The organism is Actinomadura opuntiae, assembly GCF_030283205.1.
In the GTDB taxonomy this organism is placed as follows: domain Bacteria; phylum Actinomycetota; class Actinomycetes; order Streptosporangiales; family Streptosporangiaceae; genus Spirillospora.
The window spans coordinates 142357-167613 of the sequence record NZ_JASNWF010000014.1 but is presented as its reverse complement, the minus strand read 5'-3'; the positions used below and the strand labels follow the sequence as shown (position 1 = coordinate 167613).

Below are 25257 nucleotides of genomic sequence, written 5' to 3'. Positions count from 1 at the left end.
GAGAGGTTGGCGATGCGTTCAGAACGTGGGTTGGATGCCGTCCGGATCATCGATCCTGTCAAGGAGGCCTTGGACATCTTTCTCGGCTCTCCGGTAGTTGTCGTGCACGTACTTGAGCTTTTCCCCGTGTGCTTGCATCGAGAAGCCGAGAGCGTCGTACATGACCTCGATCGCGTTGAGAACGGAAGAGATCGCATCCTCAAGCGACCCCTCGGTCACCTCAGGCACCGCACCGATTTTTCCGGGAACGATGTCGGCGTACGCCTTACCGGCGTCCTTGAAGATTTCCGAGGTTTTAAGCACGTCGGCAAAGACGACTTCGATCTCTTTGCTCACGTGCCGGCCCCCGGCGTGGCCGGCACTCGGGTCAGGTCAAGATCCAGTCGCGGGTTCAGGGCGACGCCGATGCGCTTCGTGCCCACCAGATAGAGCAGTTCCAGCAGCGAGGCCTCGGACCAGGACTGCTCGTCCCCGAGACACTCCCTGAGGCGGTCGACCGAGGTGTACACCGCGATTCCCGGTCTGCCGTCCTCCATGACGCGTAGCTGGTATTCGGGCTTCTCGCCCGACCTTGCCCGACGGGTCGTGGGGACATAGACGCTGGACAGTCCACTCGGAGCCGTCTCGCTGGAGCGCAAGGACGACCGGGACGCACCGGCTCCGGCAAGCGCCCGAGGTACCGAGGGAGTGGAGCGCGCGGCGGCCATCCGCGCTGCGGTCTCACCTGTGTCCCCGGGGGCGTAGGGGGTGCTCTGATTCACCTTGGCCGCCAGAGAAGAGCGAGCTTTCGGCTCCACCTTGCCGACCTCCACCAGATTCGACTAATTGACGCGACGTGGTCATCACAATACAGGATGTAGTCATCTAGAGGCGCTTTTCAGTCTGCCGGTCCGGTTTTCAGAGCGCCTCCCACACCCGACCAACAGGGTTTTGTCCGAATGGCACCTATTGCAGAACGCATCGCCCTGCGAATGATCACAATCATGCGGTCTCCGGACGGCGCCGCGTTACGAGAACCTCCGGCCGGCGCGGCTCGCTGGCCACGACGGCATGTCCCGGTCGGGTGCGGCCTCGTGAGTCCTTTGTCTGCGTCCTGGTGTGACGTGCCGAGGAGCGTTGCGTTTGTGGGGTCTTGGGGTTGCGGGTGTGGGGTGATCATCGGCGACCGCCCGGCCGGGGGTCGTAGGGTGCGGGGGTGTTGTTTTCTGGGCGGTTCAGGGCGCCGGCGCCGCGGTCGCGGACGTGGTCCGAGCATCGGCCGGGGCGGCTGCATGTCGCTTATGGGGTGCTGGTCGCCTGGTGGTTGGCCGTGGGCGGGGTCGGTCTGTGGTCCGCTACCGCGGGGCGGCGGGGGTCTGCCGGTCGGCATGAGTCCACGGCGTCGACTCTGTTGTGGGTTCTGTTCTGGGTCGTCGCCGTGTTGGCGCTGCTGGTCCGCGGCTGGTGGGGCGGTCCGAAGGCGTGGGTCTACGTTCAGTTCATCGCCAACGCGCTGGGGTTGGTGTTCCTCGCGGGCATGGTCGCGTTCGGTGCGCTGGCCGTCTCGACCGGGTTCGATGCGTCCGGCCTGGTGTACTTCGCGCCGGGCGTGCTGTCGGGCGGGCTGCTGCTCGCGGCGGGCCGGCTCCTGTCGTCCGGCGACGTGCGTCGCTGGTACGGCGCGGACTGACCGGCGTTCAGCGGGGCTCGTCGAGGACGAGTTCGGGGGCGAGGGCGGCCAGGGCCGTGGGGGTGAGGCCGAACATGCCGCGGAAGGTGTCGCTGAGGTGGGATGGGGACGCGAATCCCGCGTCGGCGGCGGCGCGGGTGAAGTCGTGGCCGTCGGCGAACGCCTCGGCCACCCGCAGCATCCGCGCCCACTGCACGTACCGGCGGAAACTCGTGCCGGTCTGGTCGGCGAACGTCCGCAGGAAGTGCGACCTGGACAGCCCCGCCTCGCGGGCGGCGGACTCGGCGCGCTGCGGACGGGCGGGATCGTCCCGGATCCGGGCCGCCGCGCGCACGATGCGCGGGTCGCGGGCCTGCGGAACGGGGATGCTCGCCGCCGCCAGCAGCCGCTCGACGTCCACCTCGTCGCGCGTGGCGAGGTCGATCAGGTCGGCCTCGCGGTGGTGGTCGCTGTGGAATCCGCCGGTGTCGCGCCGCATCCCGCCCAGGGAGCGGGCCATCCGCGCGGACGTCGGGTCGAAGAAGCAGAACAGCATCCGGCCGGTGGTGTCGCGGACCTCGTGCCGGACCCTGGCGCGGAAAAGGAAGCTGCGGGCGGTCAGGCCGGGCAGCCCGTCGGCGCGGACGGTGAACGGTGCGTCGAGGCCGACGCCCAGGCACGCCACCGCGGTGGAATGCGGGCCGAGGCCGAGCGACGGGCCGACGTAGACGACGTGCCCGAGCCGGACCCACAACCGCACGCGAGCGCACGTTCGTGGAAGTGCCGGGACGGCCATGCGCGCCAGCATAAATGCCGTGAACACTCGCGAAGAAAGCATGACCACCGACGACGAACGGACCGGCGCGGCGGGCGGCGGCGCGCTCGCGACGGCGCTGCGCGGGCTCGCGGCGGGCCGGGTGGTGCTCGGCGCGGCGGCGATCGCGGCACCGAACGCGCTGACCCGGGCCTACGGGGTGCGCCCGTCACCGGAGCTCGGCTACATGATCCAGATCTTCGGCGCGCGGGCCGTCGCGCTCGGGCTCGGCTACCTGACCGCGCCGCCGGCGGAGCGGTCCCGCTGGCAGCGGCTGGCGCTGCTGGTCGACACGCTCGACACCGTCCACGGCGTCGCGCGCCTGACCCGCGGCGACCTCCCGCGCCATGCCGCGGCCTCGCTCACCGCGCTGACCGGCGCCTACATGGCGATCGGCGCGACGCGTCTGGCCCGCGACCTGGCCTGACCGGGGCCGCGCCGCCCGTCCGGAGGAGCAGGCTCGGCGAGAGGACGGCCGGCCGCTCTCGGTGAGACGACCGGCCGCCCTCAGCGCGCTATTGGTCGTAACCGTGGTGATGGCCGTGATGGCCGTGATGGCCGTGGTGGTGGCCGTGATGGCCGTGGTGGTGGCCGTGGTGGTGGGCGCGGATGCACCTGTGCAGGTAGCGGTCCCAGTACGTCCCGTACGGGCACGGGCGGGGATGCGCCTGGGCCGCGGTGGTTTCCGCCGCGCCCGCCGAAGCGGTGGGAGCGAACGCGGCCAGGCCGGCGGCCATGACCAGGCCGGCGGCGGTCAGCGCGGCCGAGCGCAGCGGAGTCCGGATCTTCATGCTTCCTCCAGATGCCAGGGCCCCGGCGGGGCCCGCGATTCGCCGGCAGACCTACCCGGAGTGCATCCGCGCGACTACTGACAGTGAGTAGATCATTGCGCGCAACTCCGGGTTGACCAGCGGAAACGGCGGAGGCGCGAGTGCGGTTGAACTCCGGCGGGGACGGCGCCGTACCCCCTCCCGTAGATCGTCATCTCGGGAGCTGGAGGGCTCATGAGGCGCCGGAACGCCGCGAGGAAACGTCGTCTGCGCACCGTGGCCGGAGCGGGCGCGGCGGTCGCCGGGGCCGCCGGTCTCGTCGCCGGATCGCTGTACGCCGTCCAGGCCAAGGACGGACCGCAGGCCGCGAAACTGGCCGGGGACACGCGGGCCCACGCGCAGCCCCGGCCGCGGGCCGCGCAGTCGCAGCCGAGGGCGGCGGCGCTCGCGGCCAAGGTCGCGGCACGGCTCGGCGAGCGGACCGCCGGGGCCTACGTCGACCCCGCAGGACGGCCCGTCGTCACGGTCACCAACGCGGCGGACGCCTCGGCGGTGCGCGCGGCCGGCGCCGTGCCGAAGACGATGAGCAGGACCCCGCGCGCGCTGAACCGGGTGACCACCGCGCTGCGCCGGTCGATGGCCGGGACGCCGGGCACCGGCTGGGCCGTCGATCCCGCGACGTCGCAGGTCGTGATGTGGACCGACGACTCGGTGACCGGGACGCGGATGGCCGCGGTCCGGCGCGAGGCGGGGCGCATGGGGACGGCCGTGCGGATGGTGCGCTTCCCGGGCCGGCTTCACACGCTCGCGACGCTCGGCGGGGACGCGATCTTCGGCGGCGGCGCGCGGTGCTCGCTGGGCTTCAACGTCCAGCGGGACGGGCAGCCGTTCTTCCTCACCGCCGGGCACTGCGGGAACATCGTCCAGAACTGGACCGCCGACCAGGAAGGCGCCGAGGCCGTCGGCACGACGGTGCAGAGCGACTTCCCCGGCGACGACTTCGCGCTCGTCCAGTCCACGGCGGACGGGCAGAGCGCGGTCGACCTGCATGACGGCACCGCGCAGCCCATCACGGACGCCGCCGACGCGGTGGTCGGCCAGCAGGTCGCGCGCAGCGGCAGCACGACGGGCGTGCACACCGGACGGGTCACGGCGGTGGGCGCGACGGTGAACTTCCCCGAGGGGACGGTCAGCGGGATGATCCAGACGACCGTCTGCGCGGAGCCCGGCGACAGCGGCGGCCCGCTGTTCAGCGGCAGCACCGCGCTGGGGCTGACGTCGGGCGGTTCGGGCGACTGCCAGAGCGGCGGCGTGACGTTCTTCCAGCCGGTCACCGAGGCGCTCCAGACGTTCGGCGCCGAGATTCCCTGATTCTCCTCGCGGGGACATGTCACACGCGGCCGGTCCGTTCCGTCATGTGGGTGTAAGCGGCAACGAGAACCGAGGAGACCGCCATGGACGCCCGCCTGAACTTCTACGGCAACCCGCTCGCGGGGAAGGTCGGCAAGTACATCAACTCCGCCGGCAAGGCCATCGCCGAGTCGTCGCTGCCGGCCGCGACGCAGGAACTGGTGAAGATCCGCGCCAGCCAGATCAACGGCTGCGGCTTCTGCCTCGACATGCACACCAAGGACGCCGCGGCGGCCGGGGAGACGGCGCTGCGGCTGAACCTGGTCGCGGCGTGGCGGGAGGCCACGGTCTTCACCGAGGCCGAGCGGGCCGCGCTGGAGCTCACCGAGGAGGGGACCCGCCTCGCCGACGGCGCCGGGGTCTCCGACGCGACCTGGGCGAACGCCGCCAAGCACTACGACGAGGAGCAGCTGAGCGCCCTGGTCGGGCTCATCGCCCTCATCAACACCTACAACCGCTTCAACGTCATCACCCGCCAGCCTGCCGGCGACTACCAGCCCGGCCAGTTCGGCTAGCCCTCACCGGTCCGCCTCCGGGGCGGTTGGGGGACCTGCGGACGCTCCGCGACACCAGCGTCTACCGGCGCCGGGGCACCCTCGAAGCGCTGCTCATGGACGTGGTGATCATCTCAGGCCATGCTCGGCCGCGCCCGCGACCGGGGCGAGCACCCGCCGGAGGCCCTGGACGTCCTCGACCACATCCTGGCTCCGATGTACATCCGCGCCCTGTTCGGCGCCGGGCCCCCGGCCCCCGATCACGTCGGCACGCTCGTCGACCGCCTCCTCCTGATCAGCACGAACGGCGAGCGCGCGGGATAGGGACTTCTCACGGTTACCGAACGACATCTCCGGTTACGTTGAGTAGTGCATTAGGCGACGTGTCCAGGAGAGGCGCACGGCATGGAACTGCGGTTCATCGGTACCGGCTCGATCGTCAGCGACCGGATGAGTTCGTCGGCGCTGGTCGACGGCAAGGTCCTGATCGACACCCCGAACGGGTCGATGAAGGCGATGCGCCGCGCCGGGCTCGATCCCGCCGCCGTCGACGTCTGCCTGATCACCCACTTCCACGCGGACCACTTCTTCGACATCGTCTTCCTGTTCCTGGAGCAGGGCCTGCTGCAGCAGCGCGACAGCGACCTGGTGCTGGTCGGCCCCACCGGCTTCGCCGACCGCGTCCAGCGGCTGTTCGACCTCGCCTATCCCGGCAGCTGGGAGAACATCCGCACCAAGACCCGTCCGTCGTTCGTCGAGATCGGCGACGAGGGCGGCGAGTGGACGGGCCGCGGCTACCACGTCCGGGCGCTGCCGGTGCAGCACACCGTCCCCGGCCTGGGCTACCGCATCACCGATGAGCACGGCACCGTCCTGGGCTGCACCGGAGACACCGCCTACTGCCCGGCGGTCGAGGAGCTGGCGTCCACCAGTGCCGCCCTGATCGCCGACACCACCTTCCCCGCCGAGGGCAAGCTCGGGCACATGGGCCTGCACGAGATCGAGGCGCTCGCGGGACGCCACCCCGGCCTGCACGTGCTGTCCACGCACCTCAGCGACGACGTCCCCGACCCGACCCGGCCGAACGTCACGTTCCCGGCCGACGGGCAGCGGTTCACCCTCGACCGCCACGGCCTGCACGCCGACCGCCCGGCCCGGCAGGCGTCCGCGCCGCCCGCGCGCAAGCCGCTGACGGGCGACCTGCTCGGCTGACCCCGGCCGGAGCGCCGGACGGAAACGGTGTTGTGCGGGTACGCCCGCCTCTGAATACTGAGCGAATGATGTCCTCGCTCGCGGCGTTCGTCGGCGCGGCCTTTCTGGTCGCGATGGTTCCGGGGCCCAGCACGGCGGTGATCCTCCGGCGTTCGCTGATGAGCGGCCGCGGCAACGGCGTGGCGACGGTGATGGGCAACGAGTGCGGCGTGCTGCTGTGGGGCCTGGCCGCCGCGTTCGGGCTGTCGGCCCTGCTGCTGGCCTCGCAGGTCGCCTACGACGCGATGCGCATCACGGGCGCGGCGGTCCTGGTGTTCATGGGGGCGCGGGCGCTGTGGCAGGCGCGGCGCGGCACCGACGTGGACGACGAGCCGGCCCCCACGTCCGCCGTCTCGCACGGGCGCGCGTTCCGGCAGGGCGTGGTCACCAACTTCGCCAACCCCAAGGCCGGGGTGTTCGCGGTGTCGTTCCTGCCGCAGTTCGTGCCGCACGGCGCGCCCGTCCTGGCGACGCTCGTGCTGTTCTCGGTGATCTGGGCGCTGGTCGACATGATCTGGTACCTGCCGATGGTGTGGCTGGCCGGACGGGCCCGCGCGGTGTTCCAGCGCCGGTCGGTCCGCCGCCGGATGGAGCAGGTCTCCGGCGTGGTCCTCCTCGGACTCGGCGTCCGCCTGGCCGCCGAGTCCTGACCCGAAAGCCCTCGGGCGCACGGCGGCGGCTGAGCCCGGTGGTCACTGGGTTTCGGTGATGGTGGTGGCGGCCTGGCCGGAGAAGCGGACGCTGACGTTGTGCGGGGCGGCCTGCGCCCATTCGTCGAGCCCGTCGATGGAGCACTTGCTGTCGTCGGGCGGGGTGCTGCCGTCCGGGCAGGTGCCTCCGGCGACGTACACGACGGTGTCGTTGGCGGTGAAGAACGCGACGTTGCCGACGATGTACTTGCCGGGCGCCATGTAGCGCAGCTTTCCCCACTTGGTCCTGATCTGCTGGCCGCCCTGTCCCGTGGCCGGGGTGTGCCGGACCGTCGGGGCGCCCGGGTCGCCGGGCGTGGAGGCGCCGTTCGGCGTGGAGGCCGGCGCGGGGGTGGAGGCGCCGCTCGGCGTGGCGGTGCCGCCCGGCACGGACGCGGAGGCGGTGGGCGATGAGGGCGGGGCGGCCACGGAGTTGCCGTGGCCGTCGCCGTTGCCGCCGCAGGCCGTCAGGCCGAGCGCCAGCGCCGCCGTCATCCCGGTGATCGCGATCTTCCGCATGGGTCCCCGCTTTCATCCCTTCGGTGCGCGGTCTTCTTGATCGCGCTGTACCGGGTGAGATGCGGGCGCGGCTCGACGGGGTTGGCGCACCGGGACGTGATCAATCCGACCCGTCCCGCCCCGAACCCGCGCCCCGCCGCGGGCGTCAGGATGTGCGACGGCACGGAGAAGTTCGCGCAGTCCCGGTCCTTTCTTGATCGCGGATGCGCCACCAGCGTCCGGCGCCAGAGGGACCCTCTGTGACGTGGCTCGTCAGGGCAGGTCGTGGAGGTTGGACTTCACGCGATCGGTGAACGCTCGCCAGGCGGGGGCGTCGAAGGCGAGCTTCGGGCCGCCCGGGTCCTTGGAATCACGGACTGCCACCACCGGCGCGACCTGCGCGACCTCGACGCAGTTACCGCCTTCATGAGCGCTACGGCTCGCCTTGCGCCACTTCACGGTTGAGAGATCACTTTTGATCATCCGTACTCCTCCATGACGCTCTTTATCAGAGTCCGTGACTCCTCCACCCGGAGTGCGTAACCCCGCAGTGAGTTGTACCTTACTGCGAAGCCTGCGACGATACGCGGGTCCTGGATGAGCATTCCCTGCCCTGCGATCTCGCCGTACACGACATCCGGCGCATTGGAGAAGCCCAGGATGGTGAAGCTCCCCGCGAGCCCCGGGTAGTACCTCGCATCCTGTGGGACGACGTCGATGGAGATATTCGAGCGTTCGCCAAGCTCGAGGATGTGCGCGAGTTGATCACGCATGATGTCCTCGTCGGCGACGGCCCGCCGGAGCGTCTGCTCGTCGAGGGTGAACCACACATTGGGGGCGCTTTCGCGCATGAGGAGCTCCTGCCGCTTAAGGCGCTCAGCAACGAGCCGCTCGGCTGTATCCGCCTCCTGCTTGTGCCCTACGACCGCACGCATGTAGCTCTCCGTCTGGAGCAGGCCATGTATCAGCGTCAACTCGAAGGTCCGGATCTGGTTCGCTTCGGCTTCGCGTTCCTGGTACTCGGTGAAGCCGGGCGGGAGGATGGCCTTGTGGCGGGTCTCGATGATGCGCTTCTGCTGGCGTTCGAAGACGCCGTTGGTGGTGAAGTGGGTGTCGAGGTTCTGGGCGAACTCCTTGGACGGGATGCTCTTGGCGGCCTCGACCTGGCCGATCCACTGCGGGGTGTAGCCGAGGGTCTCGGCGAGTTCGGCCTTGCTGAGGCCGGCCATTTCTCGCCAGGCCGTCAGTTCTGAGGCGAATGCCTGAATTGCCGGAGCTTCGTATGGTTCGTTGCGCGAGCCCATGAGATCTCCTCGGGAAACCCGGGCCGGGTTTCGTTGATCTTTCGGGGGGTTGCGCCTTCCCTGTGGGGGGTTGCTGGCGGGGAGCGACGCACTTCTGTAAGTCTTATAACACATTCCCCGTCCGCGAATTCGAGCATGGGACCTGCCATGGACGATACAAAATCGAAACCGGACAGCTCGGCTATCGAGCGTCTGCGCCAGGAATTCCCCGGGCACCGCATATGGCGTTCGCGTCGCTGGGACGGTCTGCCCGGCGAATACGTGGCGACGCTCATTGATCCGTGCGCCGGCGTCGACGCGACGGTGATGCGGGCGGGCCCGGAGGAACTGCGTACCGAGCTGACAAAGGAGGCGGCGCGCGCGCAGGGCCGTATTGGGAGCTTCCGATGAACGGCCGGATCCGGTCATCGGAGGAGGCGCGGCCGGTGGGCGTCCCCCCGGATTCACCGGCCGCGCCGGACGCCTGGCTCGCGTGCTTCCTGCTGAACCGGCTGGCGCGGCGGCTGCGGCTGCGCGGGTGGAGCGTGCAGTTCCGGTACGAGGGCTCGCCGCCGCTGCTGCGGGTCTGGGACGCGCGGATCCCGTCGCTCGGCGACAGCATCACGGCCGCGAGGGACGACGCCGACTGGTGGTTCACGTCCAGCACCGGGGAACGCCTGGCGGCGTGCAGGGAACCGGGCCTGGCGGTGCTGATGCTCGACCGGCGGCTCGGGGCGGTCGTGCGGGTGCTTCTGCGGGACGAATGACAACGGCGGGCCGCCTCCCCAAAGAGACGGCCCGCCGTGCGGTCAGGGCTTCGGTGTCACGTACACCATGCGCTTGCCGTAGTGCTCGGTCAGCGTCCACAGGCCGCTGCGTCCGGCGTCGGAACCGGGCCAGTAGGAGAGGTCCTCCGGACCGATCCCCGCGTAGTGGCCGGGCGCGAGGGAGCGGAGGAGACCGGTCTTCCCATCCGGTTGCCGGGCGTGGAGCAGGGCGCCGGCCGAGGTGTCGCCGCGACTCTGGCTCAGGTACCACGTGCCGTCGTAGCGGGCGGCGCCCTGGACGTGGTCGACCGGCATCGCGTAGGCGCCGTCGGCGTGCCAGCACGGGATCGACTCGTGGCCCGGCAGGTCGGAAACGCAGGTGGCGTTCAGGTCCGGCTGCCCGTTGTCGCCGTTCAGCGGCCAGGCGGCGACCCGGCCGTTGGTGTCGCCGTTGGCCAGCTCGCAGTACTCGCCGGTCACCAGGTGGTCGGTGCCGCTGCGGTCGATCGACACGAAAGAGGTGTTCGGCGAGCTGCTGTTGCGGCACTCGTACTTCCCGGTGGCCGTTCGCGGCACCGTGTTGGTGTAGGCGGCGACCTCGGGCATGACGTAGCGGTAGCCGTGCGAGTAGAACTTGCCGTCCTGCCGTCCGATCTTCGTCTTGTCGGTGATGTCCGCCTTATCGCCGGCGGACTGCAGGTCGAAGATGTAGCGCATGTCGAACACCCGCACGCCGCGCGCGGTGTCGGCGACGTAGAGGTAGTTGCCGTACCAGGCGATGCCGCCGGCGTGCAGGGAGCCGTGGCTGCTGTCCTGCGCGGTGCGCAGGCTCATGTAGCTGGCGTTGCCGGAGGCGTTGACGAACGGGTAGACGAGCAGGACGTGGGCGTACTTGCCGGTGTTCGGGTCGACGATCGAGATCCGGACGCCCTTGACGCACGTCTGCTCGGCCCACTGGCCGTCCTTCTTGTACTTGCACTGCTGGCCGACGGCGGTGCCGTGCTGCTGCTGGTACCAGGTGGTGACGAACGGCTGGGCCGAGCCCCAGTACTTGTCGTCCTGGGCGTCGGCGACGGTGGAGATGCCCTGCGGCGTCCACTCGTAGTTGCCGGACGCGGCGGAGTCCGACCCGTCCCAGCAGAAGCTGTAGGTGATGTCGGGACGGCGCGACGTGTTGGTGTCGAGCGCCTGCGGGTTGCACGCCTTGCCACTGGCGGTGCTGCCCTGCCGGGGGGCTTCGTTCAGGATGTTCTGCACGCCGAGCTTGGGGAGCTCGGCGTCCAGCTGCTTGGTCCGGTCGAGCAGTTCCGCCTGGTTCCAGGCGGGCCGCATGTAGTAGTTGTCCAGGCTGGGGGTGGGCGGGTCGTCGGCGTGGGCGGGGCCCGCGACGGACGTCAGGCCGGCGGCGGCGACCGCGGTCGCCGCGCACGCGCGGGCCAGCGCCCTCAGGTGCCGTTTCATGGGAGCTCTCCTCGGACGGTCACCTGGCCACTGCGATGGCCAAGATCATTTACCGGGAACCCGCCTCAAACTGGCACAGATCATCTGTTTTGTCGCATAGCAGAGGCAACTACGCTAAGCGATGTTTCTCGTCCGTACCGTTAGAAAGCGCAGCGCTTCGCCAATGACCCGGTTCGGGTTGCATAAAGCGATGTGACGGAGGTCACTCCGGTCTCGCCGGTCCAGCCCAGGGGGCGGGCGGCGAGCGAGCGCCTTGCGCCGCCGCTCGTCCGACGGCTTCGGACCCGCCGTTACGCGTCCAAAGATCGTTTCTCGTCAGGGGGTCGCGCGGGGGACGGGTCAGGTTTACACCATTCCCGCAGGTTTCCGGAAATGGCCAGTCAGCTAATCTTTTCGGTGCATTTCGGTTGTGGGGTGGTTGATCCCGCTAGGCTCCAGGCCCATCGTTCTCATCCGCCCCACCGGGCCTCGCCCGACGAGCGCACCCGCCTGACAGCCGCGCGGCTCCGCGGCTTCCCCGCCATCGGCCAGGTGCGAGTCCAGCCCGGGACGCGCGGAGAGACCCCCCGATCAGAGGAGCAGGCAAATGCGCGCAACTCGGCTGGCCGCCGCGGCGGTCGCCACCGGGTCCATGGTGCTCGGAATGGCGGGGACCGCACTCGCCTCGCCCGCCCAGGACGGACCGAAGGCGGGACAGTTCTGCAAGAAGGCCGACGTCGGCAAGAAGGTGAAGCTCGCCGACGGCACGCTGCTGAAGTGCACGTTAGAGCCCGGGCAGAAGGTGCCGCACTGGGTCGAGGTCTCCCCCGGTGACCAGCCGCCGACCTTGCCGCCCACCACGCCGAAGCCGGTGTTCCGGTTCGGGTTCGACAAGGTGCGGCTGTCCAGCCGCGTCGTGGCGCCCGGGCGCCACACGACGTTCACGGTGACCTGCCCGAGCACGGTGACGATCACCAGCAACGGCTACACCCGCAGCCCGCTGCCGGTGGCGAAGACCGGCAAGAGCACGTGGACCGCGACCGGCACCTTCAAGAGCAGCCTGCCCGACCCGACGGTCGCCACGGTGGTCTGCAAGGGCTTCGGGTCGGTCCGGTTCAGCACCCACCCGTCCAAGAACCCGGCCAAGCCCGGCACCGGCATGCAGCCGACCACGCCGAAGATCCCGAACGGGCGGATCGACACCGGTGACGGCAGCATGTACGGCCGGACGGCGGGCTCCGGCGCGCCGCTGATGGCGATCGGCTGGGGCGCGCTCGCGGCCGCCGGGCTCGGCGCCGTCGCGCTGCGCCGCCGGACGGCCCGGGAGCGGTCGAACGTTGCCTGATCTCCCAGCACCGGCCGCCGGTCGCCGCGCCGCAGCGGCGGCCGGCGTGCTGCTCACCGGACTGCTGCTGAGCGGCTGCGGCGGCGGGGACGGCGGCGGCGCCTCGTCCTCGAAGCCGCCGCCGGCGCCCGCGCCGAGCGCGGCGCCGAGCGGCACCACGGCCGCGTCGAACGTCTCGTCCCTGGCCCCGTCCGAGCCCACCACGATCACGATCCCGAGGATCGGGGTGTCGGCGCCGGTCGGGCAGATCGGGCTGAAGCCGGGCGGGCAGATCGAGGAACCGCCGCTGAGCAGGCCGAACCTGGCGGGCTGGTACAAGGAGGGGCCCACGCCGGGCGAGGTCGGCCCGGCGGTCATCCTCGGCCACGTCGACGCCGACAAGAAGGCCGCGGTGTTCTACCGGCTCAAGGACCTGAAGCCGGGCGACAAGATCCAGATCGGCCGCAAGGACGGGACCACCGCCACCTTCACCGTGGAGCGGGCGCAGCGCGTCAACAAGGACGCCTTCCCGCACCAGAAGGTCTTCGGCGAGTCGCTCGACCACCCGGCCCTCCGCCTGGTGACCTGCGGCGGGGCCTTCGACCCCAGGGCGGGCCACTACACCGAGAACCTGATCGTCTACTCGAGGCTCACGGCCTCCTGAACGCGCGAACATGTCGGGCCCCGGCGGTGACCGCCGGGGCCCGACATGCGGGGTGGTCAGCGGCGGTACAGGTGGAACTTCTCCTCGCCGATGCGCTCGCGCAGCGCCGGGTCGTCGACGCCCTGGCCCTCGCCGGTGGCGCCGCACAGCACGGCGACCTTGCCGACGTGCTGGTTGGTCTGGACGGCGCGGGTCGCCTCGCCAGCCTCGTCCAGCGGGAACGACTTCGACAGCGTCGGGTGGATCATGCCGAGGGAGAACAGCCGGTTCACCTCGACGGCCTCGTGGTAGTTGAAGCCGTGCGAGCCGATGATGCTCTTCAGCCGCATCCACAGGAAGCGGTTGTCGTACTCGTGCTTGTACCCGGTCGACGAGCCGCAGGTGACGATCTTGCCGCCGCGCTTGGCGACGTAGACCGACGCGCCGAACGTCTCGCGGCCGAGGTACTCGAACACGATGCCGGGGTCCTCGCCGACGAGGCCGCGGATCGCCTCGCCGAGGATCCGGCCCGCCTTGGGGTTGCGCAGGCCCTGCTCGCCGAGGTTCAGGTCGTTGCGGTTGATGACGTGCTCGCAGCCCTGCGCCCGGACAATCTCCGCCTTCTCCTCGGAGGAGACCACGCCGACGGGGATGCCGCCGCCGTTGCGGACCAGCTGCGTCGCGAACGAGCCGAGCCCGCCGGTCGCGCCCCAGATCAGCACGACGTCGCCCTGCTTCATGCGGGCGCCGTGCCGGCCGACCAGCATCCGGTACGCGGTGCCGGCGCAGAGGGTGTTGGAGCCCGCCTCCTCCCAGGAGAGGTGCGCGGGCTTCTTGATGAGCTGGTTGGCCTTGACGATGCAGTACTCGCCGAGCGACCCGAAGTTGGTCTCGAAGCCCCAGGCGAGCTGCGACTCCGACATCATGCCGTCGTCGTAGGAGCCGTGGTCCTCCTCGTCCACGTAGGACGGGGACAGCACGACCTTGTCGCCGACCTTCCAGCTCTTCACGCCGCTGCCGGTGCGGACGACGACGCCGGAGCCGTCGGAGCCGAGGATGTGGTACGGCAGGTCGTGCCGGGCGCCGTACCAGCCCTGCCGGCCGAACTTCTCCAGGAACGCGAACGTCGGCACCGGCTCGAAGATCGCCGACCAGACGGTGTTGAAGTTGATCGCCGCCGCCATCACCGCGACCACGCACTCGTCGGGCGCCAGCTCGGGCATGTCGACCTCGCCGACGTGCAGCGACTTGCGCACGTCCTTGTCGGTCTGGCCGTCGAAGATGCCGACCTCGTCCTTGCGGGTGAACGCGGCGCGGAACCGGGTCGGCAGGTCGATCTCCGCCAGCTCGGGTCCGCTCGCACCGGACCGGACGGCGTCGAGCAGGTCGTGGGCCATGAGTGTCCTCCGTGGAACGACGGGGTGGGGGGCGCGGCCCTCAGCGGGCCAGAGTTGACCGTGCCGCGGTCCGGGCGCGGCCGGGCGCGTCCTGCGCGTCCGGGCCGTCCGCGGGCCGCCGGGTTGCACCGTCCGCGCCCGCGGCGCGTCCGGCGAGCCGGCCCTCCAGGTGCGCGGCGAGTGCCTCCACGCCCGGCGGGTCCAGCAGGTTCAGGTGGTGCACCCCGGGGATCGTGACGATCTCCAGGTCGGAGCAGAGCCCGCCGAAACCGTTGGTCCCGTCGAGCACGTAACGCGCGTCGCGCACCGCCCAGGGGGTCTCCTCCGGGGCGTAGTAGAGGATGACGCGGCCGTCGTAGGGCTTCGGCCGGTACGCCTCCAGGGATCGGGTGTCCTGGTGCGACGTGAGCTGGTGGGTGAGGGCCGCCGGCGGGATGTAGTCCACCAGCGGCGCCGCCCGCTCCATGACCAGCGCGAACTGCGCCTCCTCGTCCAGGCCGGACAGCTCCTCGTAGGTGAGCGTGACGTCCAGCCCGTAGGTCTCGTTGATGTAGTCGGCGAACGCGGAGAAGCGGCGGGCGAGGGTGTCGGACTCGTCGTCCACCGCGAGGGGGATGCCCGCGTCGAACAGCGCGACGAACTCGACCTCGCGTCCGGCGGCGGTGAGCTGCCGGGCGGTCTCGTAGGCGAGGACGCCGCCGAACGACCAGCCGCCGAGCCGGAACGCGCCCTCGGGCTGCGTCTCGAGCAGGTGCTGGACGTAGCGGGCGGCGCGCTCCTCGACCGGCGGCGCGTCCTCGAACCGCTCCAGGCCGTAGACGGGCTGGTCGTCGCCGAGCAGGTCGATGAGCTGCCGGTAGCAGGCGGTGGTGCCGCCGGCGGGGTGCGCGATGAAGATCGGGCGGCGGTCGCCGGACGGCTTGAGCGGCCGGACGGTCTGCCGCGCGGCCTCCTCGTCGGCGGCCCGGATGACCTCCGCGACGTTCTCCGCGGTCGGCACCTCGAACAGCTCGCCGCGCGTGACCTCGCCGCCGAGTTCGGCGGCGACCATCGCGACGACCTGGTCGGCCTGGTGCTCGTGGCCGCCGAGGTCGGCGAAGAAGTCGGCGGTGACGCCGACCCGGTCCAGGCCGAGGACGTCCTCGAAGATGCGGACGGCGAGGCGCTCGGCGGCGTCGCGCGGCATCACGTAGCCGGACTCGGCGTTGGAGACGGCGGTCGCGGCGGTGGGCGCGGCGGCGTCGGCCAGGCCGAGCTCGCCGGCCGCCCACTCCTCGAACACGTTCACGCTCGCACCCTGCAGCAGCACGGCGGGCGGGACGGTCAGGCCGAGGTCGTGCTCGACGCCGCTCTTGATCCGGACGGCGACGAGCGAGTCCAGGCCGAGGTCGGTGAGCGGGACGGCCGGGTCCAGGCGCTGCGGGTCGAACCCGAGGACGGACGCGATCCGGTACCTGACCTGCCCGGCGATCAGTCTGCGGGCCTCGGCCGGGTCGAGCTCCTTGAGCGCGTCGACGCCGGGCCAGTCGCCCGCGTCGCCGGCGCCGCGCTCGGCGGCGGCCTCCGTCAGCGCCGCGAAGTACGGCATGTCGCCGATCTCGGGGAACAGCTCGACCGCCGTGACCGGGTCGAAGCGGAGCACGCCCGTCGCGGCCATTCCGTGGGCGAGCAGCGCTTCGAGGGCCTCGGCGCCCTCCTCGGGGCTGATCGGGTCGATGACCGTCACCGCGGACTCGGCGGCGCCGCCGACGCGCGACCAGGTGCCCCAGTTGATCGTGGTGCCGGGGCGGCCGTGCGCCCGCCGGTACGCCGCGAGCGCGTCGATCGCCGCGTTCGCCGCCGCGTACGCGGCCTGGCCCGGCGAGCCGAGCAGCGCCGCCGCCGACGAGTGCATGACCAGCCAGTCGAGGTCGAGGTCCCAGGTGGCCTCGCTGAGCCGCCGCGCGCCCTCGACCTTCGCCGTCCACACCCTGTGGAGATCCTCGGCGCCGAGGTCGGCGATCAGCCGGTCGTCGATCGCGCCGGCGCCGTGCACGACGCCGCACAGCCGCACGCCGCCCTCCTGCGCGACCCGCACCAGGCGCTCGGCGGTGCCGGGCGCGGCGATGTCGCCGAGGACGACGCCGACGTCCACGCCGCTCTCGCGCAGCCGCGCGATGACCTTCTCGGCGTCGGCGCCGGGGCCGCCGCGGCCGGACAGCACGATACGGCCGGCGCCGCGGTCGGCCAGCAGCCGCGCGGTGACCAGGCCGATCCCGCCGTACCCGCCGGTGATGACGTACGCGCCGCCCCGCTTGACGATCTTCTTCGGCTTGGCGTCGGAGTCGGGGAGGACGGCCTGCGCGAGGCGGGCGACGTACCGGGTGCCGCCGCGCCAGGCGACCTCGCGGGCGTCGCCGTCGCCGAGCAGTTCCTCGACGAGGTCGGCCGGGCGGTCGACGTCCACGAGCGTGGCCCGCTGGACGGTCCGCTCGAACGCCAGCACGCGGGTGAGCGCCGCGGCGAACCCGTGCCCGGGCTCGCCGGCCTCGCCCGCCCGCACGGGGGCGGCGCGGTGCGTCGCGACGTACAGGCGCGGGCCGTCCGGGAGGGAGCGGCTCACGCCGGCGACGGCGAGCACGAGGTCCTCGTCGACGAGATCGGCGGACGGGACGAGCACGACGCCGTCCACAGGGTCGCCGGTCACCGGGAGTTCGTCCCGGTTCGCCAGGGGATGCCGGACGACGCGGCGGCCGCGCGCCTCCAACCCGGCGGCCGTGGCGCCCGCGAGTGCGTCGTCGTCCTCGGCGAGGACCAGCCAGCGGCCGTCGCCCTCACCGGACCCGGGCGCCTCGGTCTCGTCCCAGACCAGCTCGACCAGCTTGTCGGCGACCGGGACGGGCACGTCGTGGCGTTCGGCGCGGCGCAGCACGATGCCGGTCGCCTCGACCAGCACCTCGCCGTCGCCGTCGAGCAGCGCGACGGACCCGATCATCTCGCCGTCGTCGTCGGTCACCGCCGCGCGGACGTGCCCGCCGCGATGCGACGGCCCGTGCACGCGCAGGCTCCCGATCGTCTCGGCGAGCCAGACTCCGCCCCGCCCGTCCGACGCCGCGACCTCGTCGGACAGCGCCGCCAGGCAGCGGTCGAACACCTCGGGGTGCAGCCGGTAGTGCCGCGACCCGCGCTCGGCGCCCGCGACCTCCGTCGCCGCGCCGTGCTCGGGCGCGGCGGGGGGCCGGTCGTCCTCGCCGACGTCCGCGCTGGCCAGCCGCACCCACGTGCCGGCGGGCGTCAGCGCGTGGATCTCGATCCGCTGCTCGGTCTCGGCGAACGTCGTCGTCACGGTCGTGTGGTCGGCGAGCGCGAGCGGCCGCTCTATCCACAGGCTGTTGACACGGACGGCTTCGGTGCCGAGCGCCGTCGCGCCCGCCGCCAGCGCCATCTCCGCGAACGCCGCGACCGGCAGCGCGTGCAAGCCGTGCACGCTCAGGTCGTTCAGCCACGGCTGCGCGGCCAGGCCGACGTCGGCGCGCCAGGCGTGCCGGTCCTCACCGGGGAGTTCGACGTGCGCGCCGAGCAGCGGGTGCTCGTCGCGGCCGCCTCGCGTGCGGGACGAGAAGTCCACCCAGTGGCGCTCGTGCCGCCACGGCGACTGCGGGACGTCCACGATCCGGCCGTCCACAGGCTGTGCAACGGTCAGACCGTACGCGGCGAGCGTCGCGAGCTGCGCGTGGAAGGTCAGGGTGTCGTCGGTCTCCTGGCCCTTCGGCGCCCGCTTCAGCGTGTGCGTGACCAGGGCGCCGCTGCCGTCGAGGGTCTCGCCGATCGCGTGCGCGAGGATCGGGTGCGCGTTGACCTCGACGAACGTCCGGAAGCCGTCCTCGGCCGCCGCGGACACCGCGTCCGTCAGCCGGACGGGGTTGCGCAGGTTAGCCGCCCAGTACTCGACGTCCAGCCGCGCGTCCTCGCCGTCGAACGCGCGCGGGTCGGGCAGGGCGGTGGTGTAGAGCCTGATGCCGTCGGCGAGCGGGGTGCCCTGCTCGAGACCGATCTCGGCGAGCTGTTCGCGCAGGCCGGGCAGCAGCGGGTCGACCTGCGGGGAGTGGCCCGCGCCCTCCGCCTGCACCATCCGGGCCAGGCGGCCCTCCGCCTCCGCGCGCTTGACGATCTCGGCGACCTGGTCGGCGTCGCCCGTCACGACCGTCTGCTTCGGCGAGGAGTGCACCGCCGCGTACACCTCGGGCAGTCCGTCGGCCAGCCGCTCGACCTCCTGCGCGGACGCGCCGAGCACCGCCATCGCGCCGCCGCCGACCAGCTGCGTCAGCAGCCTCGACCGCCGGACGATCACCCGGACGCCGTCCTGCGGGGTGAGCGCGCCCGCGACGACCGCCGCCGCGACCTCGCCCATCGAGTGCCCGATCACCGCGCCCGGCGTCACGCCGTACGCCTTCCACATCCGGGCCAGGCCGATCTGGATCGCGAACAGCACCGGCATCGCGTCGGCCGGGCCCTCGGGCTTGCGGCCCTCCTCGAGCAGCGACCACAGCTCGGGGCCGCCCTCCTCGGCGAACAGGCCGTCCAGGTCGTCGATCGCCTCGGCGAACGCCGGCTCCTCCTCCAGCAGCCGCTGCGCCATGCCCGCGCGCTGCGCCCCGTACCCGGAGAACACCCAGACCGGGCGCCCCGGGACACCGAGCGCCGAACCGGTCACGACGCCGGGGTGCGGGCGGCCCTCCGCGAGCGCCTTCAGGCCCTCGACCAGGCCGGCGCGGTCACGGGCCGACACCGCCGCGCGGGACCGGCCGCGCCCGCCGCGCCGGTGCAGCGTCCGCGCCAGGTCGGCGAGCTTCACGTCGTCGCGGTTCGGGACCCACTCGGCGAGCAGCGCGGCGTGGTCGCGGACCCGGTCGTCGCTGGTGTCCGACAGCGGGAACGTCCGGACGACCGCCGGCTGCGACACGGCCTCCTGCGCCGGAGCCTCCTCCAGCAGGACGTGCGCGTTCGTGCCGCCGAACCCGAAACCGGACACGCCCGCCCGCGCCGGATGGCCGCGCTCCGGCCACGGCGTCTCCTCCGCGACGACCTGGAGCCGCAGTTCCTCGAACGGGATGTGCGGGTTCGGCTCCTTGTAGTGCGCGCTCGGCGGGATCACCTTGTGATGCAACGCCAGGACGGTCTTGATGAGACCCGCTATTCCGGCCGCCGACTCCATGTGCCCGAGATTCGACTTCGCGGAGCCGATCAGCAGCGGCTCGTCCTCGCCGCGCCCGACGCCGAGCACCTCGCCGACGGCCTTCGCCTCGATCGGGTCGCCCAGGAACGTCCCGGTGCCGTGCGCCTCGACGTAGTCGACCTCGCCGGTCTCGACGCCGGCCGTCGCGTACACGTCCCGCAGCAGCGCCCGCTGCGCGTCGGAGTTCGGCGCGACCAGGCCGTTGGAACGCCCGTCGGAATTGACGCCCGAGCCCTTCACCACCGCCAGGACCCGGTCGCCGTCGCGGACCGCGTCCGACAGCCGCTTCAGCACCACCGCGCCGCAGCCCTCCGCGCGGACCATGCCGTCGGCGGACGCGTCGAACGCCTTGCAGTGCCCGTCCCGCGCCGTCGCGTCGGCCAGGTCGAACGTCATCGTCACCGTCGGCGACAGCAGCAGGTTCACCCCGCCCGCCAGCGCCACGTCCGCCTCACCGCTGCGCAGCGCCTGCACCGCCAGGTGCGTCGACACCAGCGACGACGAGCACGCCGTGTCCACGATCATGCTGGGACCGCGCAGGTCCAGCAGGTACGACAGCCGGTTCGCGATGATGCTCAGCGCCGCGCCCGTCGCGGTGAACGGCTCCAGCGACGCCAGGTCGGACGCGGTGAACGCCGCGTACTCCGGCGCGGACACGCCCACGAACACGCCCGTGCGGCTGCCGCGCAGCGACGCCGGACCGATCCCGGCGTGCTCGAACGCCTCCCACGCCACCTCCAGCACGAGGCGCTGCTGGGGGTCCATCACCGCCGCCTCGCGCGGCGTGAGACCGAAGAACTGCGCGTCGAACTGCGCGACGTCGTCCAGGAACCCGCCGAGCCGCGTCGTCTTCGCCAGCCGGTCGGCGACCTCGGGGGAACCGTCGTCGAACGGGTCCCAGCGGCCGTCCGGGACCTCCCGGATCGCGTCGCCGCGCCCGGTCAGGAACCGCCAGTAGTCCTCCGGCCCGGTCAGATCGCGGTCGCCGCCGGGGAAGCGGCAGCCGATCCCGACCACCGCGATCGGCTCGTCCCGCCGGGCCTCCCGGACGGACGGCGCCACCGCGGCCTCGGGCTCGGCGGCGGCGTCCGGGCCGTCCGCCAGCGCCCGGGAGAGCTTGCTGATCGTCGGGTGCTCCCACACCAGCGTCGCGGGGAGGGCCCGGCCCAGCATCTGCTCGAGCTCGCCCGCGATCGCCACCGCGTCCCGGGACGCCAGCCCGAACTCCTCGAGCGGCCGGTCCGGATCGACCTCGGCCACGGGGATGCGGGAGCGCCGCGCGATCTGCTCGATCAGGTGCCGGCGAATCGCGTCCGCGGCGATCCGAGGGCCGTCGGGCGCGCCGGCTCCGGAACGATCGTTGCTCTGCATGCGGTGGGTTCCCCCCATGAAACCGGGATCGTTCATCGAAGCGGAGGGACCACTTTGTCCTACGGTGACCGGCTCACGATGCGCATCCAGACCACTTTTCTCCCCCGGCACTTGTCACGGTGATGACAAGACTCGGCAGTAACCAATGTGGCCTGATGGGATAGTTGTGGGACTCTGCCCTGCGAGCGGGCTGAGTGACCGGATGCCAACCAATCGTAACAATAGCCACGAACGCTTTTAGGGGGAAGCGGCGGATTTCCCGGTGGCACGGGACCGTCCGCCGCAGCACAAGGTGACCCGGGGCCGATACCGATGGGCGCTGGCGGTGGTGGCCGTCAGCGCGTTCATGACCACCATGGACAACACGGTGGTCTTCACCGCCCTGCCCAGGATCATGGCGGACCTCGGCATGTCGTCCTCGGCCAAGGACTGGGTCGCCACCGGCTACATCCTGATGTTCTCCTGCCTGATGATCACCGGCGGGCGGCTCACCGACCTGTACGGCTGCCGCGTCACCTTCACCACCGGCATGGCCGTCTTCACCGCCGCGTCCGCCGTCTGCGGCCTCGCGCACAGCTCCGAGGTGCTCATCCTCGCCCGCATCGTGCAGGGCGGCGGCGCCGCGCTCGTCCTGCCCGCCACCCAGGTCATGGTCACCGTCGGGCGCAACGACAAGCAGCGCTCCATCGGCAACATCGTCTTCATCGGCGCCGCGTCCAGCGCCACCGCCCTCGGCCCCACCATCGGCGGCATCATCGTCGAGCACTTCCACTGGGGCTGGATCTTCCTCATCAACATCGTCCCCGGCATCCTGGTCATCCTGCTCGGCGCCGTCGTGCTCACCGGACGCCGCGAGAACCGGCGCGCCCGCATCGACCTGCCCGGCGTGCTCATCTCCGCGACGATGCTGTTCGCGTTCATCTACGGCCTGGAGGACGGCAACAGGCACGGCTGGACCGACCCGTCCGTGCTCAGCACCTTCGCCCTCGGCGCGATCGCCCTCGTCTGCTTCGTCGTGGTGGAGAGCTGGGCCCCCGACCCGATGATCGACCTGCGGTTCTTCCGCAACCGCGTCTTCACCGGCGGGCTGCTCTCCCAGATGCTCTACGGCATCGGCTTCAACGGCATGATGTTCTACTCCCAGCCGTTCCTGCAGCGCTTCCTCGGCTTCTCCCCGCCCGAGGCCGGCCTGGTCATGCTGCCGCCCGCCATCGCGATCATGCTGCTGACGCCCGTCGCGTTCCTGCTCGCCGCCAAGATCGGCCCCCGCCCCGCCATCGGCGCCGGGATGGCCCTCATGGGCGTCGGCATGGTGCTGTTCTCCACCCTGGAGACCGGCGACGGCTACGCCGACCTCATGCCCGGCGTGCTGCTCGTCGGCGTCGGCGCCGCCCTCGCGATGCCCCTGGTCATGTACGTGCTCAAGGCCGTCCCGGAGAAGCGCGCCGGCGTCGCCAGCGGCGTCATCAACGTCATCCGCGAGGCGTCCGGCGCGTTCGGCATCGCCATCGTCGGCCTGCTCATCCAGACCGTCCCCGACGAGGGCGCGAGCGCTGGCGCCCTCGAGTCGTTCCGGGAAGGCACCTCCTCCGGCCTCGTCCTCGGCGCCGTCCTCGTCCTCATCGGCGGCGTGATCAGCGGCCTCACCCTGCCCAGCCGGCGCGGCTGGATCGGCCCCAAGCACGGCAAGCAGGCCCCGCTCATCGCCGAACCGGAACCCGCCCTCGCCGCCGCCAGCACCGCCACGCCCCGCGACCCGCTCCCCATCGTCCGGCCCGCCGAGGCCGCTCCCGTCCCCGCGCCCCTCTCCCTCAGGACGGAAACGGAGACCATGGCCGCACCCCCCACCCCCGGCCCACACTGGTGGAGCGACGCCCCCGACGACGACGCCTCCGCCCCTGCCTGGCGCCCGGCCCCGCCGGACGCGACGTCCCCCTGGCAGGACTGGGCCGACACCGCCATCCCCACTTGGACCAGCCCCGACGAGTACCCGTCCCCCGATGAGCCCAGCTGGTGGACGCAGAGCGCCGAGGGCCCCCCGCGCCCGCCGGCCAGCCGGTGGTTCGACGACGAGACCGCCGCCCGCTCCCGCCCGTCCGACGACGACCCCCTCAGCACCCTCCCCGGCAGCTCCCCCCTCACGGCCCCCGTCCCCCCGGCCCTCCCCGCCGACGAGGTCCTGCCGATCGAACGAGCAGCCGAAGCCATCACCAGAGCCCGCACGGCCACCGACCCGGCCCCGACGCCCGACAACGCAACCCCCCCGAAAGCCCCACCCCCCGCAGCCTGGCCGAGCCCCCCGGACGACGCGCCCGGCGTCGTGCCGTCCGACCAAGCGGCGCCCTCCCAGGTGGCGGCAGGCCAGGCCAGTGGGGAAGCTCCAGACGGCGAAGACGCCCTCGCGGACGGGCAGGTGAGCGGCGAACTCCCGACCGCAGCAACGGACGAGCCGAGCTCGGCGGCTGAAGGCGCGGGCCACCCGCTCGAAGCCCCAGAACACCAGGGTGCTCCTCGTGTGGAGACGCCACCCGCCGCAGCCTGGCCGAGTCCACCGGGTGACGGGCGCAGTGTCGTGCCGTCCGACGAGACGCTGGACACCGCGCCCACGGGTGTCGCGGGCCCGGGAGGTGCGGACGAGCCGCTCATGGGTGAGGAGCGCGGCCCTCTGAAGACGGCGGGCGACTGGGCCGGTGGCGAGGCACCGGGTGGTCAGGGTGGTGTCGTCTCGGCCGGTGAGGGCGAGGACGCGGCGTTCGGTGGGGCGGTGGATACCGTGCAGGGCCCGCAGCAGGCGGGTGGTGCGCGGGGGGTGCCTTTGGGGGAGCCGGGGGATGCTTGGGTGGCCGGGCGCGGGGGTGCGGAAGGCCCCGTGCCGGAGGTCGGGGGGCCGGGGTGGCCTCCGCCGCCGCCGGACGGGTGGCTGTACGCGCCGTACGTTCCCGAGGACGAGGAGCCGGCCGGCGAGCCGGACGTGCGTCCGCGCAGCGATGCCTGGTGAGGAGAAGCCGTGAGCCGAATCGTGATCTTCGCCGCCGGGTCGCGGGGGGACATCCAGCCGTGCGTGGCGCTCGGGCGGGCGCTGCGGGAGCGGGGCGACGAGGTCCGGCTCGTGGCGAGCGCGCGGTACGCGCCGATGGCGGTGGCGGCGGGGCTTGAGCTGGCGCCCCTGACGGCCGACCCGACGGAGATCCTGGAGTCGGACGCGGGGCAGGAGCTGCTGGCCGGAGGACGGAATCCGGTGAAGTTCCTCGGCGGGTTCCGGCGCATCCTCGGGCCGATGGCCGAGCGGCTGCTGGGCGAGTGCCTGGACGCCTGCAAGGGCGCCGATCTGATCCTGGGGCCGACGCTGGGGTTCCTGCCGGAGCACATCGGTGAGCATCTGGACGTGCCGCGGGCGCTGATCCATTTCCAGCCGAGCCAGCCGACGGGGGTGTTCCCGCATCCGTTCGTGCCGCAGGCGCGGATGCTGGGGCGCTGGGGGAACCGGGCGAGCTTCGGGGCGATCGACCAGGTCGCGTGGCAGCTGTCGCGGCCGTTCATCAACCCGTGGCGGGACGAGCGGCTGGGGCTGTCCAAGCTGCCGCTCAGGGGTCTGCGCCGGGACGGGACGCCGGTGCTGGCGTGCTTCAGCGAGGCGGTGGTGCCGCGTCCGAAGGACTGGCCGGAGAGCGTGCACGTGACCGGGTACTGGTTCCTGGACGAGCCGGAGTGGGAGCCGCCGAAGGAGATCGCCGCGTTCCTGGAGGCGGGGCCGCCGCCGGTCTATGTCGGGTTCGGCAGCATGGTGCCGAAGGACGCGGAGATGACCGGACGTGTCGTCCGGGCGGCGCTGCGGCTGGCCGGTGTGCGCGGCGTGGTCCAAGGCGACCCGGACACCTCGGACGACGAGGTGCTCGCGGTGCGGGACGTCCCGCATTCGTGGCTGTTCCCGAGGATGTCGGCGGTCGTGCACCACGGCGGCGCCGGGACGACGGCGGCGGGCCTGCGGGCCGGCGTGCCGACGGTGGTGTGCCCGTTCTTCGGTGACCAGCCGTACTGGGGCGAGCGCGTCGCGGCGCTGGGTGCCGGGCCGTCGCCGCTGCCGTTCCGCGCGATGACGGTGCCGAGGCTCGCGCGGAAGCTGCGGCGCGTCGCCGAGGACCAGGAGATGGCCGACCGCGCGTACGAGCTGGGCCGGCGGATCCGGGCCGAGGACGGTGTCGGCCAGGCCCGCGCGGTCATCGACGGGCTGCTGCGCTGACGG

Annotated in this window: 23 protein-coding genes; 13 read left to right on the top strand and 10 right to left on the bottom strand. The window is 72.1% G+C overall.

Annotated elements, in window-relative coordinates; translation table 11 throughout:
- Positions 1 to 18: 18 nt before the first annotated feature.
- Complete coding sequence (locus tag QP089_RS29005) at positions 19 to 336, bottom strand: DUF6317 family protein (protein WP_285915699.1); 318 nt, start codon at positions 334 to 336, stop codon at positions 19 to 21.
- Positions 333 to 707 (bottom strand): SseB family protein, encoded by a 375-nt coding sequence (locus QP089_RS49135; protein ID WP_512699685.1) that lies wholly within the window; start codon positions 705 to 707, stop codon positions 333 to 335. The genes QP089_RS29005 and QP089_RS49135 overlap by 4 nt, the downstream gene beginning before the upstream one ends.
- Positions 708 to 1390: 683 nt before the next feature.
- Here QP089_RS49135 and QP089_RS28995 point away from each other — a divergent pair.
- Positions 1391 to 1669, top strand: a complete 279-nt coding sequence (locus tag QP089_RS28995; RefSeq protein ID WP_285915696.1) for a hypothetical protein — start codon at positions 1391 to 1393, stop codon at positions 1667 to 1669.
- Positions 1670 to 1676: 7 nt separating this feature from the next.
- On the opposite strand, the gene QP089_RS28990 is transcribed toward QP089_RS28995, so the two are convergent.
- Positions 1677 to 2408 carry a helix-turn-helix transcriptional regulator gene (locus QP089_RS28990; protein ID WP_285915695.1) on the bottom strand — a complete coding sequence of 244 codons (732 nt, stop codon included), beginning with the start codon at positions 2406 to 2408 and terminating at the stop codon, positions 1677 to 1679.
- Between the two features lie 76 nt (positions 2409 to 2484).
- Between QP089_RS28990 and QP089_RS28985 the strand changes: the two genes are divergently transcribed.
- Entirely contained in the window at positions 2485 to 2889 is a 405-nt protein-coding gene (locus tag QP089_RS28985) for a hypothetical protein (RefSeq protein WP_285915692.1), read from the top strand.
- An 88-nt stretch (positions 2890 to 2977) separates the two neighbouring features.
- On the opposite strand, the gene QP089_RS28980 is transcribed toward QP089_RS28985, so the two are convergent.
- Positions 2978 to 3253, bottom strand: coding sequence for a hypothetical protein (locus QP089_RS28980; protein WP_285915691.1), 276 nt, complete (start codon positions 3251 to 3253; stop codon positions 2978 to 2980).
- 213 nt (positions 3254 to 3466) lie between these two features.
- Here QP089_RS28980 and QP089_RS28975 point away from each other — a divergent pair, with 213 nt between their 5' ends.
- The 5 genes from QP089_RS28975 to QP089_RS28955 all read left to right on the top strand — a co-directional run bounded on the left by QP089_RS28975 (position 3467) and on the right by QP089_RS28955 (position 7037).
- Positions 3467 to 4603 (top strand): S1 family peptidase, encoded by a 1137-nt coding sequence (locus tag QP089_RS28975; RefSeq protein ID WP_285915689.1) that lies wholly within the window; start codon positions 3467 to 3469, stop codon positions 4601 to 4603.
- An 83-nt stretch (positions 4604 to 4686) separates the two neighbouring features.
- On the top strand, positions 4687 to 5157 hold the full coding sequence (locus QP089_RS28970) for a carboxymuconolactone decarboxylase family protein (RefSeq protein ID WP_285915687.1): 471 nt from the start codon (positions 4687 to 4689) through the stop codon (positions 5155 to 5157).
- A 120-nt stretch (positions 5158 to 5277) separates the two neighbouring features.
- Positions 5278 to 5460: a TetR-like C-terminal domain-containing protein gene (locus tag QP089_RS28965; RefSeq protein ID WP_285915686.1), complete on the top strand. Its 183-nt coding sequence runs from the start codon at positions 5278 to 5280 to the stop codon at positions 5458 to 5460.
- Positions 5461 to 5541: 81 nt separating this feature from the next.
- Entirely contained in the window at positions 5542 to 6348 is an 807-nt protein-coding gene (locus tag QP089_RS28960) for an MBL fold metallo-hydrolase (RefSeq protein WP_285915685.1), read from the top strand.
- 65 nt (positions 6349 to 6413) lie between these two features.
- Positions 6414 to 7037, top strand: a complete 624-nt coding sequence (locus QP089_RS28955) for a LysE family translocator (RefSeq protein ID WP_285915683.1) — start codon at positions 6414 to 6416, stop codon at positions 7035 to 7037.
- Positions 7038 to 7079: 42 nt separating this feature from the next.
- Here the strand turns inward: QP089_RS28955 and QP089_RS28950 are convergent, their stop codons facing one another.
- The 3 genes from QP089_RS28950 to QP089_RS28940 all read right to left on the bottom strand — a co-directional run bounded on the left by QP089_RS28950 (position 7080) and on the right by QP089_RS28940 (position 8878).
- The gene (locus QP089_RS28950) at positions 7080 to 7595 is read right to left on the bottom strand and encodes a hypothetical protein (protein WP_285915681.1); all 516 of its coding nucleotides are present in this window, start codon (positions 7593 to 7595) and stop codon (positions 7080 to 7082) included.
- A gap of 252 nt (positions 7596 to 7847) precedes the next feature.
- Complete coding sequence (locus QP089_RS28945; RefSeq protein ID WP_285915679.1) at positions 7848 to 8057, bottom strand: DUF397 domain-containing protein; 210 nt, start codon at positions 8055 to 8057, stop codon at positions 7848 to 7850.
- A complete protein-coding gene (locus tag QP089_RS28940; protein WP_285915678.1) occupies positions 8054 to 8878 on the bottom strand; it encodes a helix-turn-helix domain-containing protein in 825 nt (274 codons plus the stop codon). Before QP089_RS28940 ends, QP089_RS28945 begins: the two co-directional genes overlap by 4 nt.
- 147 nt (positions 8879 to 9025) lie before the next feature.
- On the opposite strand from QP089_RS28940, the gene QP089_RS28935 reads away from it, so the two are divergent.
- Both QP089_RS28935 and QP089_RS28930 read left to right on the top strand, forming a co-directional pair.
- Positions 9026 to 9268 carry a hypothetical protein gene (locus QP089_RS28935; protein ID WP_285915676.1) on the top strand — a complete coding sequence of 81 codons (243 nt, stop codon included), beginning with the start codon at positions 9026 to 9028 and terminating at the stop codon, positions 9266 to 9268.
- Positions 9265 to 9624, top strand: coding sequence for a hypothetical protein (locus QP089_RS28930; RefSeq protein WP_285915675.1), 360 nt, complete (start codon positions 9265 to 9267; stop codon positions 9622 to 9624). Before QP089_RS28935 ends, QP089_RS28930 begins: the two co-directional genes overlap by 4 nt.
- Positions 9625 to 9666: 42 nt before the next feature.
- Here QP089_RS28930 and QP089_RS28925 read toward each other — a convergent pair whose 3' ends face one another.
- Entirely contained in the window at positions 9667 to 11085 is a 1419-nt protein-coding gene (locus QP089_RS28925) for a hypothetical protein (protein ID WP_285915673.1), read from the bottom strand.
- A 586-nt stretch (positions 11086 to 11671) separates the two neighbouring features.
- Here QP089_RS28925 and QP089_RS28920 point away from each other — a divergent pair.
- Positions 11672 to 12409 carry a hypothetical protein gene (locus tag QP089_RS28920; protein ID WP_285915671.1) on the top strand — a complete coding sequence of 246 codons (738 nt, stop codon included), beginning with the start codon at positions 11672 to 11674 and terminating at the stop codon, positions 12407 to 12409.
- Complete coding sequence (locus QP089_RS28915) at positions 12402 to 13052, top strand: class F sortase (RefSeq protein ID WP_285915670.1); 651 nt, start codon at positions 12402 to 12404, stop codon at positions 13050 to 13052. The genes QP089_RS28920 and QP089_RS28915 overlap by 8 nt, the downstream gene beginning before the upstream one ends.
- Before the next feature lie 56 nt (positions 13053 to 13108).
- Here QP089_RS28915 and ccrA read toward each other — a convergent pair whose 3' ends face one another.
- A complete protein-coding gene (gene ccrA, locus QP089_RS28910) occupies positions 13109 to 14428 on the bottom strand; it encodes a crotonyl-CoA carboxylase/reductase (RefSeq protein WP_285915669.1) in 1320 nt (439 codons plus the stop codon).
- Between the two features lie 40 nt (positions 14429 to 14468).
- Positions 14469 to 21014 carry a type I polyketide synthase gene (locus QP089_RS28905; RefSeq protein WP_285915668.1) on the bottom strand — a complete coding sequence of 2182 codons (6546 nt, stop codon included), beginning with the start codon at positions 21012 to 21014 and terminating at the stop codon, positions 14469 to 14471.
- A gap of 262 nt (positions 21015 to 21276) precedes the next feature.
- Here QP089_RS28905 and QP089_RS28900 point away from each other — a divergent pair, with 262 nt between their 5' ends.
- Together QP089_RS28900 and QP089_RS28895 are read left to right on the top strand one after the other, a co-directional pair.
- Positions 21277 to 24012: a DHA2 family efflux MFS transporter permease subunit gene (locus tag QP089_RS28900; protein WP_285915666.1), complete on the top strand. Its 2736-nt coding sequence runs from the start codon at positions 21277 to 21279 to the stop codon at positions 24010 to 24012.
- 9 nt (positions 24013 to 24021) lie between these two features.
- Complete coding sequence (locus QP089_RS28895; RefSeq protein WP_285915664.1) at positions 24022 to 25254, top strand: glycosyltransferase; 1233 nt, start codon at positions 24022 to 24024, stop codon at positions 25252 to 25254.
- Positions 25255 to 25257: the final 3 nt, after the last annotated feature.

Excerpts from the sequence above, each read along its gene's own strand:
- QP089_RS49135 (WP_512699685.1), bottom strand. The coding sequence starts at position 707 with ATGGCCGCCGCGCGCTCCACTCCCTCGGTACCTCGGGCGCTTGCCGGA.
- QP089_RS28985 (WP_285915692.1), top strand. The coding sequence starts at position 2,485 with ATGACCACCGACGACGAACGGACCGGCGCGGCGGGCGGCGGCGCGCTC.
- QP089_RS28980 (WP_285915691.1), bottom strand. The coding sequence starts at position 3,253 with ATGAAGATCCGGACTCCGCTGCGCTCGGCCGCGCTGACCGCCGCCGGC.
- QP089_RS28975 (WP_285915689.1), top strand. The coding sequence starts at position 3,467 with ATGAGGCGCCGGAACGCCGCGAGGAAACGTCGTCTGCGCACCGTGGCC.
- QP089_RS28970 (WP_285915687.1), top strand. The coding sequence starts at position 4,687 with ATGGACGCCCGCCTGAACTTCTACGGCAACCCGCTCGCGGGGAAGGTC.
- QP089_RS28965 (WP_285915686.1), top strand. The coding sequence starts at position 5,278 with ATGCTCGGCCGCGCCCGCGACCGGGGCGAGCACCCGCCGGAGGCCCTG.
- QP089_RS28960 (WP_285915685.1), top strand. The coding sequence starts at position 5,542 with ATGGAACTGCGGTTCATCGGTACCGGCTCGATCGTCAGCGACCGGATG.
- QP089_RS28955 (WP_285915683.1), top strand. The coding sequence starts at position 6,414 with ATGATGTCCTCGCTCGCGGCGTTCGTCGGCGCGGCCTTTCTGGTCGCG.
- QP089_RS28950 (WP_285915681.1), bottom strand. The coding sequence starts at position 7,595 with ATGCGGAAGATCGCGATCACCGGGATGACGGCGGCGCTGGCGCTCGGC.
- QP089_RS28945 (WP_285915679.1), bottom strand. The coding sequence starts at position 8,057 with ATGATCAAAAGTGATCTCTCAACCGTGAAGTGGCGCAAGGCGAGCCGT.
- QP089_RS28940 (WP_285915678.1), bottom strand. The coding sequence starts at position 8,878 with ATGGGCTCGCGCAACGAACCATACGAAGCTCCGGCAATTCAGGCATTC.
- QP089_RS28935 (WP_285915676.1), top strand. The coding sequence starts at position 9,026 with ATGGACGATACAAAATCGAAACCGGACAGCTCGGCTATCGAGCGTCTG.
- QP089_RS28930 (WP_285915675.1), top strand. The coding sequence starts at position 9,265 with ATGAACGGCCGGATCCGGTCATCGGAGGAGGCGCGGCCGGTGGGCGTC.
- QP089_RS28925 (WP_285915673.1), bottom strand. The coding sequence starts at position 11,085 with ATGAAACGGCACCTGAGGGCGCTGGCCCGCGCGTGCGCGGCGACCGCG.
- QP089_RS28920 (WP_285915671.1), top strand. The coding sequence starts at position 11,672 with ATGCGCGCAACTCGGCTGGCCGCCGCGGCGGTCGCCACCGGGTCCATG.
- ccrA (WP_285915669.1), bottom strand. The coding sequence starts at position 14,428 with ATGGCCCACGACCTGCTCGACGCCGTCCGGTCCGGTGCGAGCGGACCC.
- QP089_RS28905 (WP_285915668.1), bottom strand. The coding sequence starts at position 21,014 with ATGCAGAGCAACGATCGTTCCGGAGCCGGCGCGCCCGACGGCCCTCGG.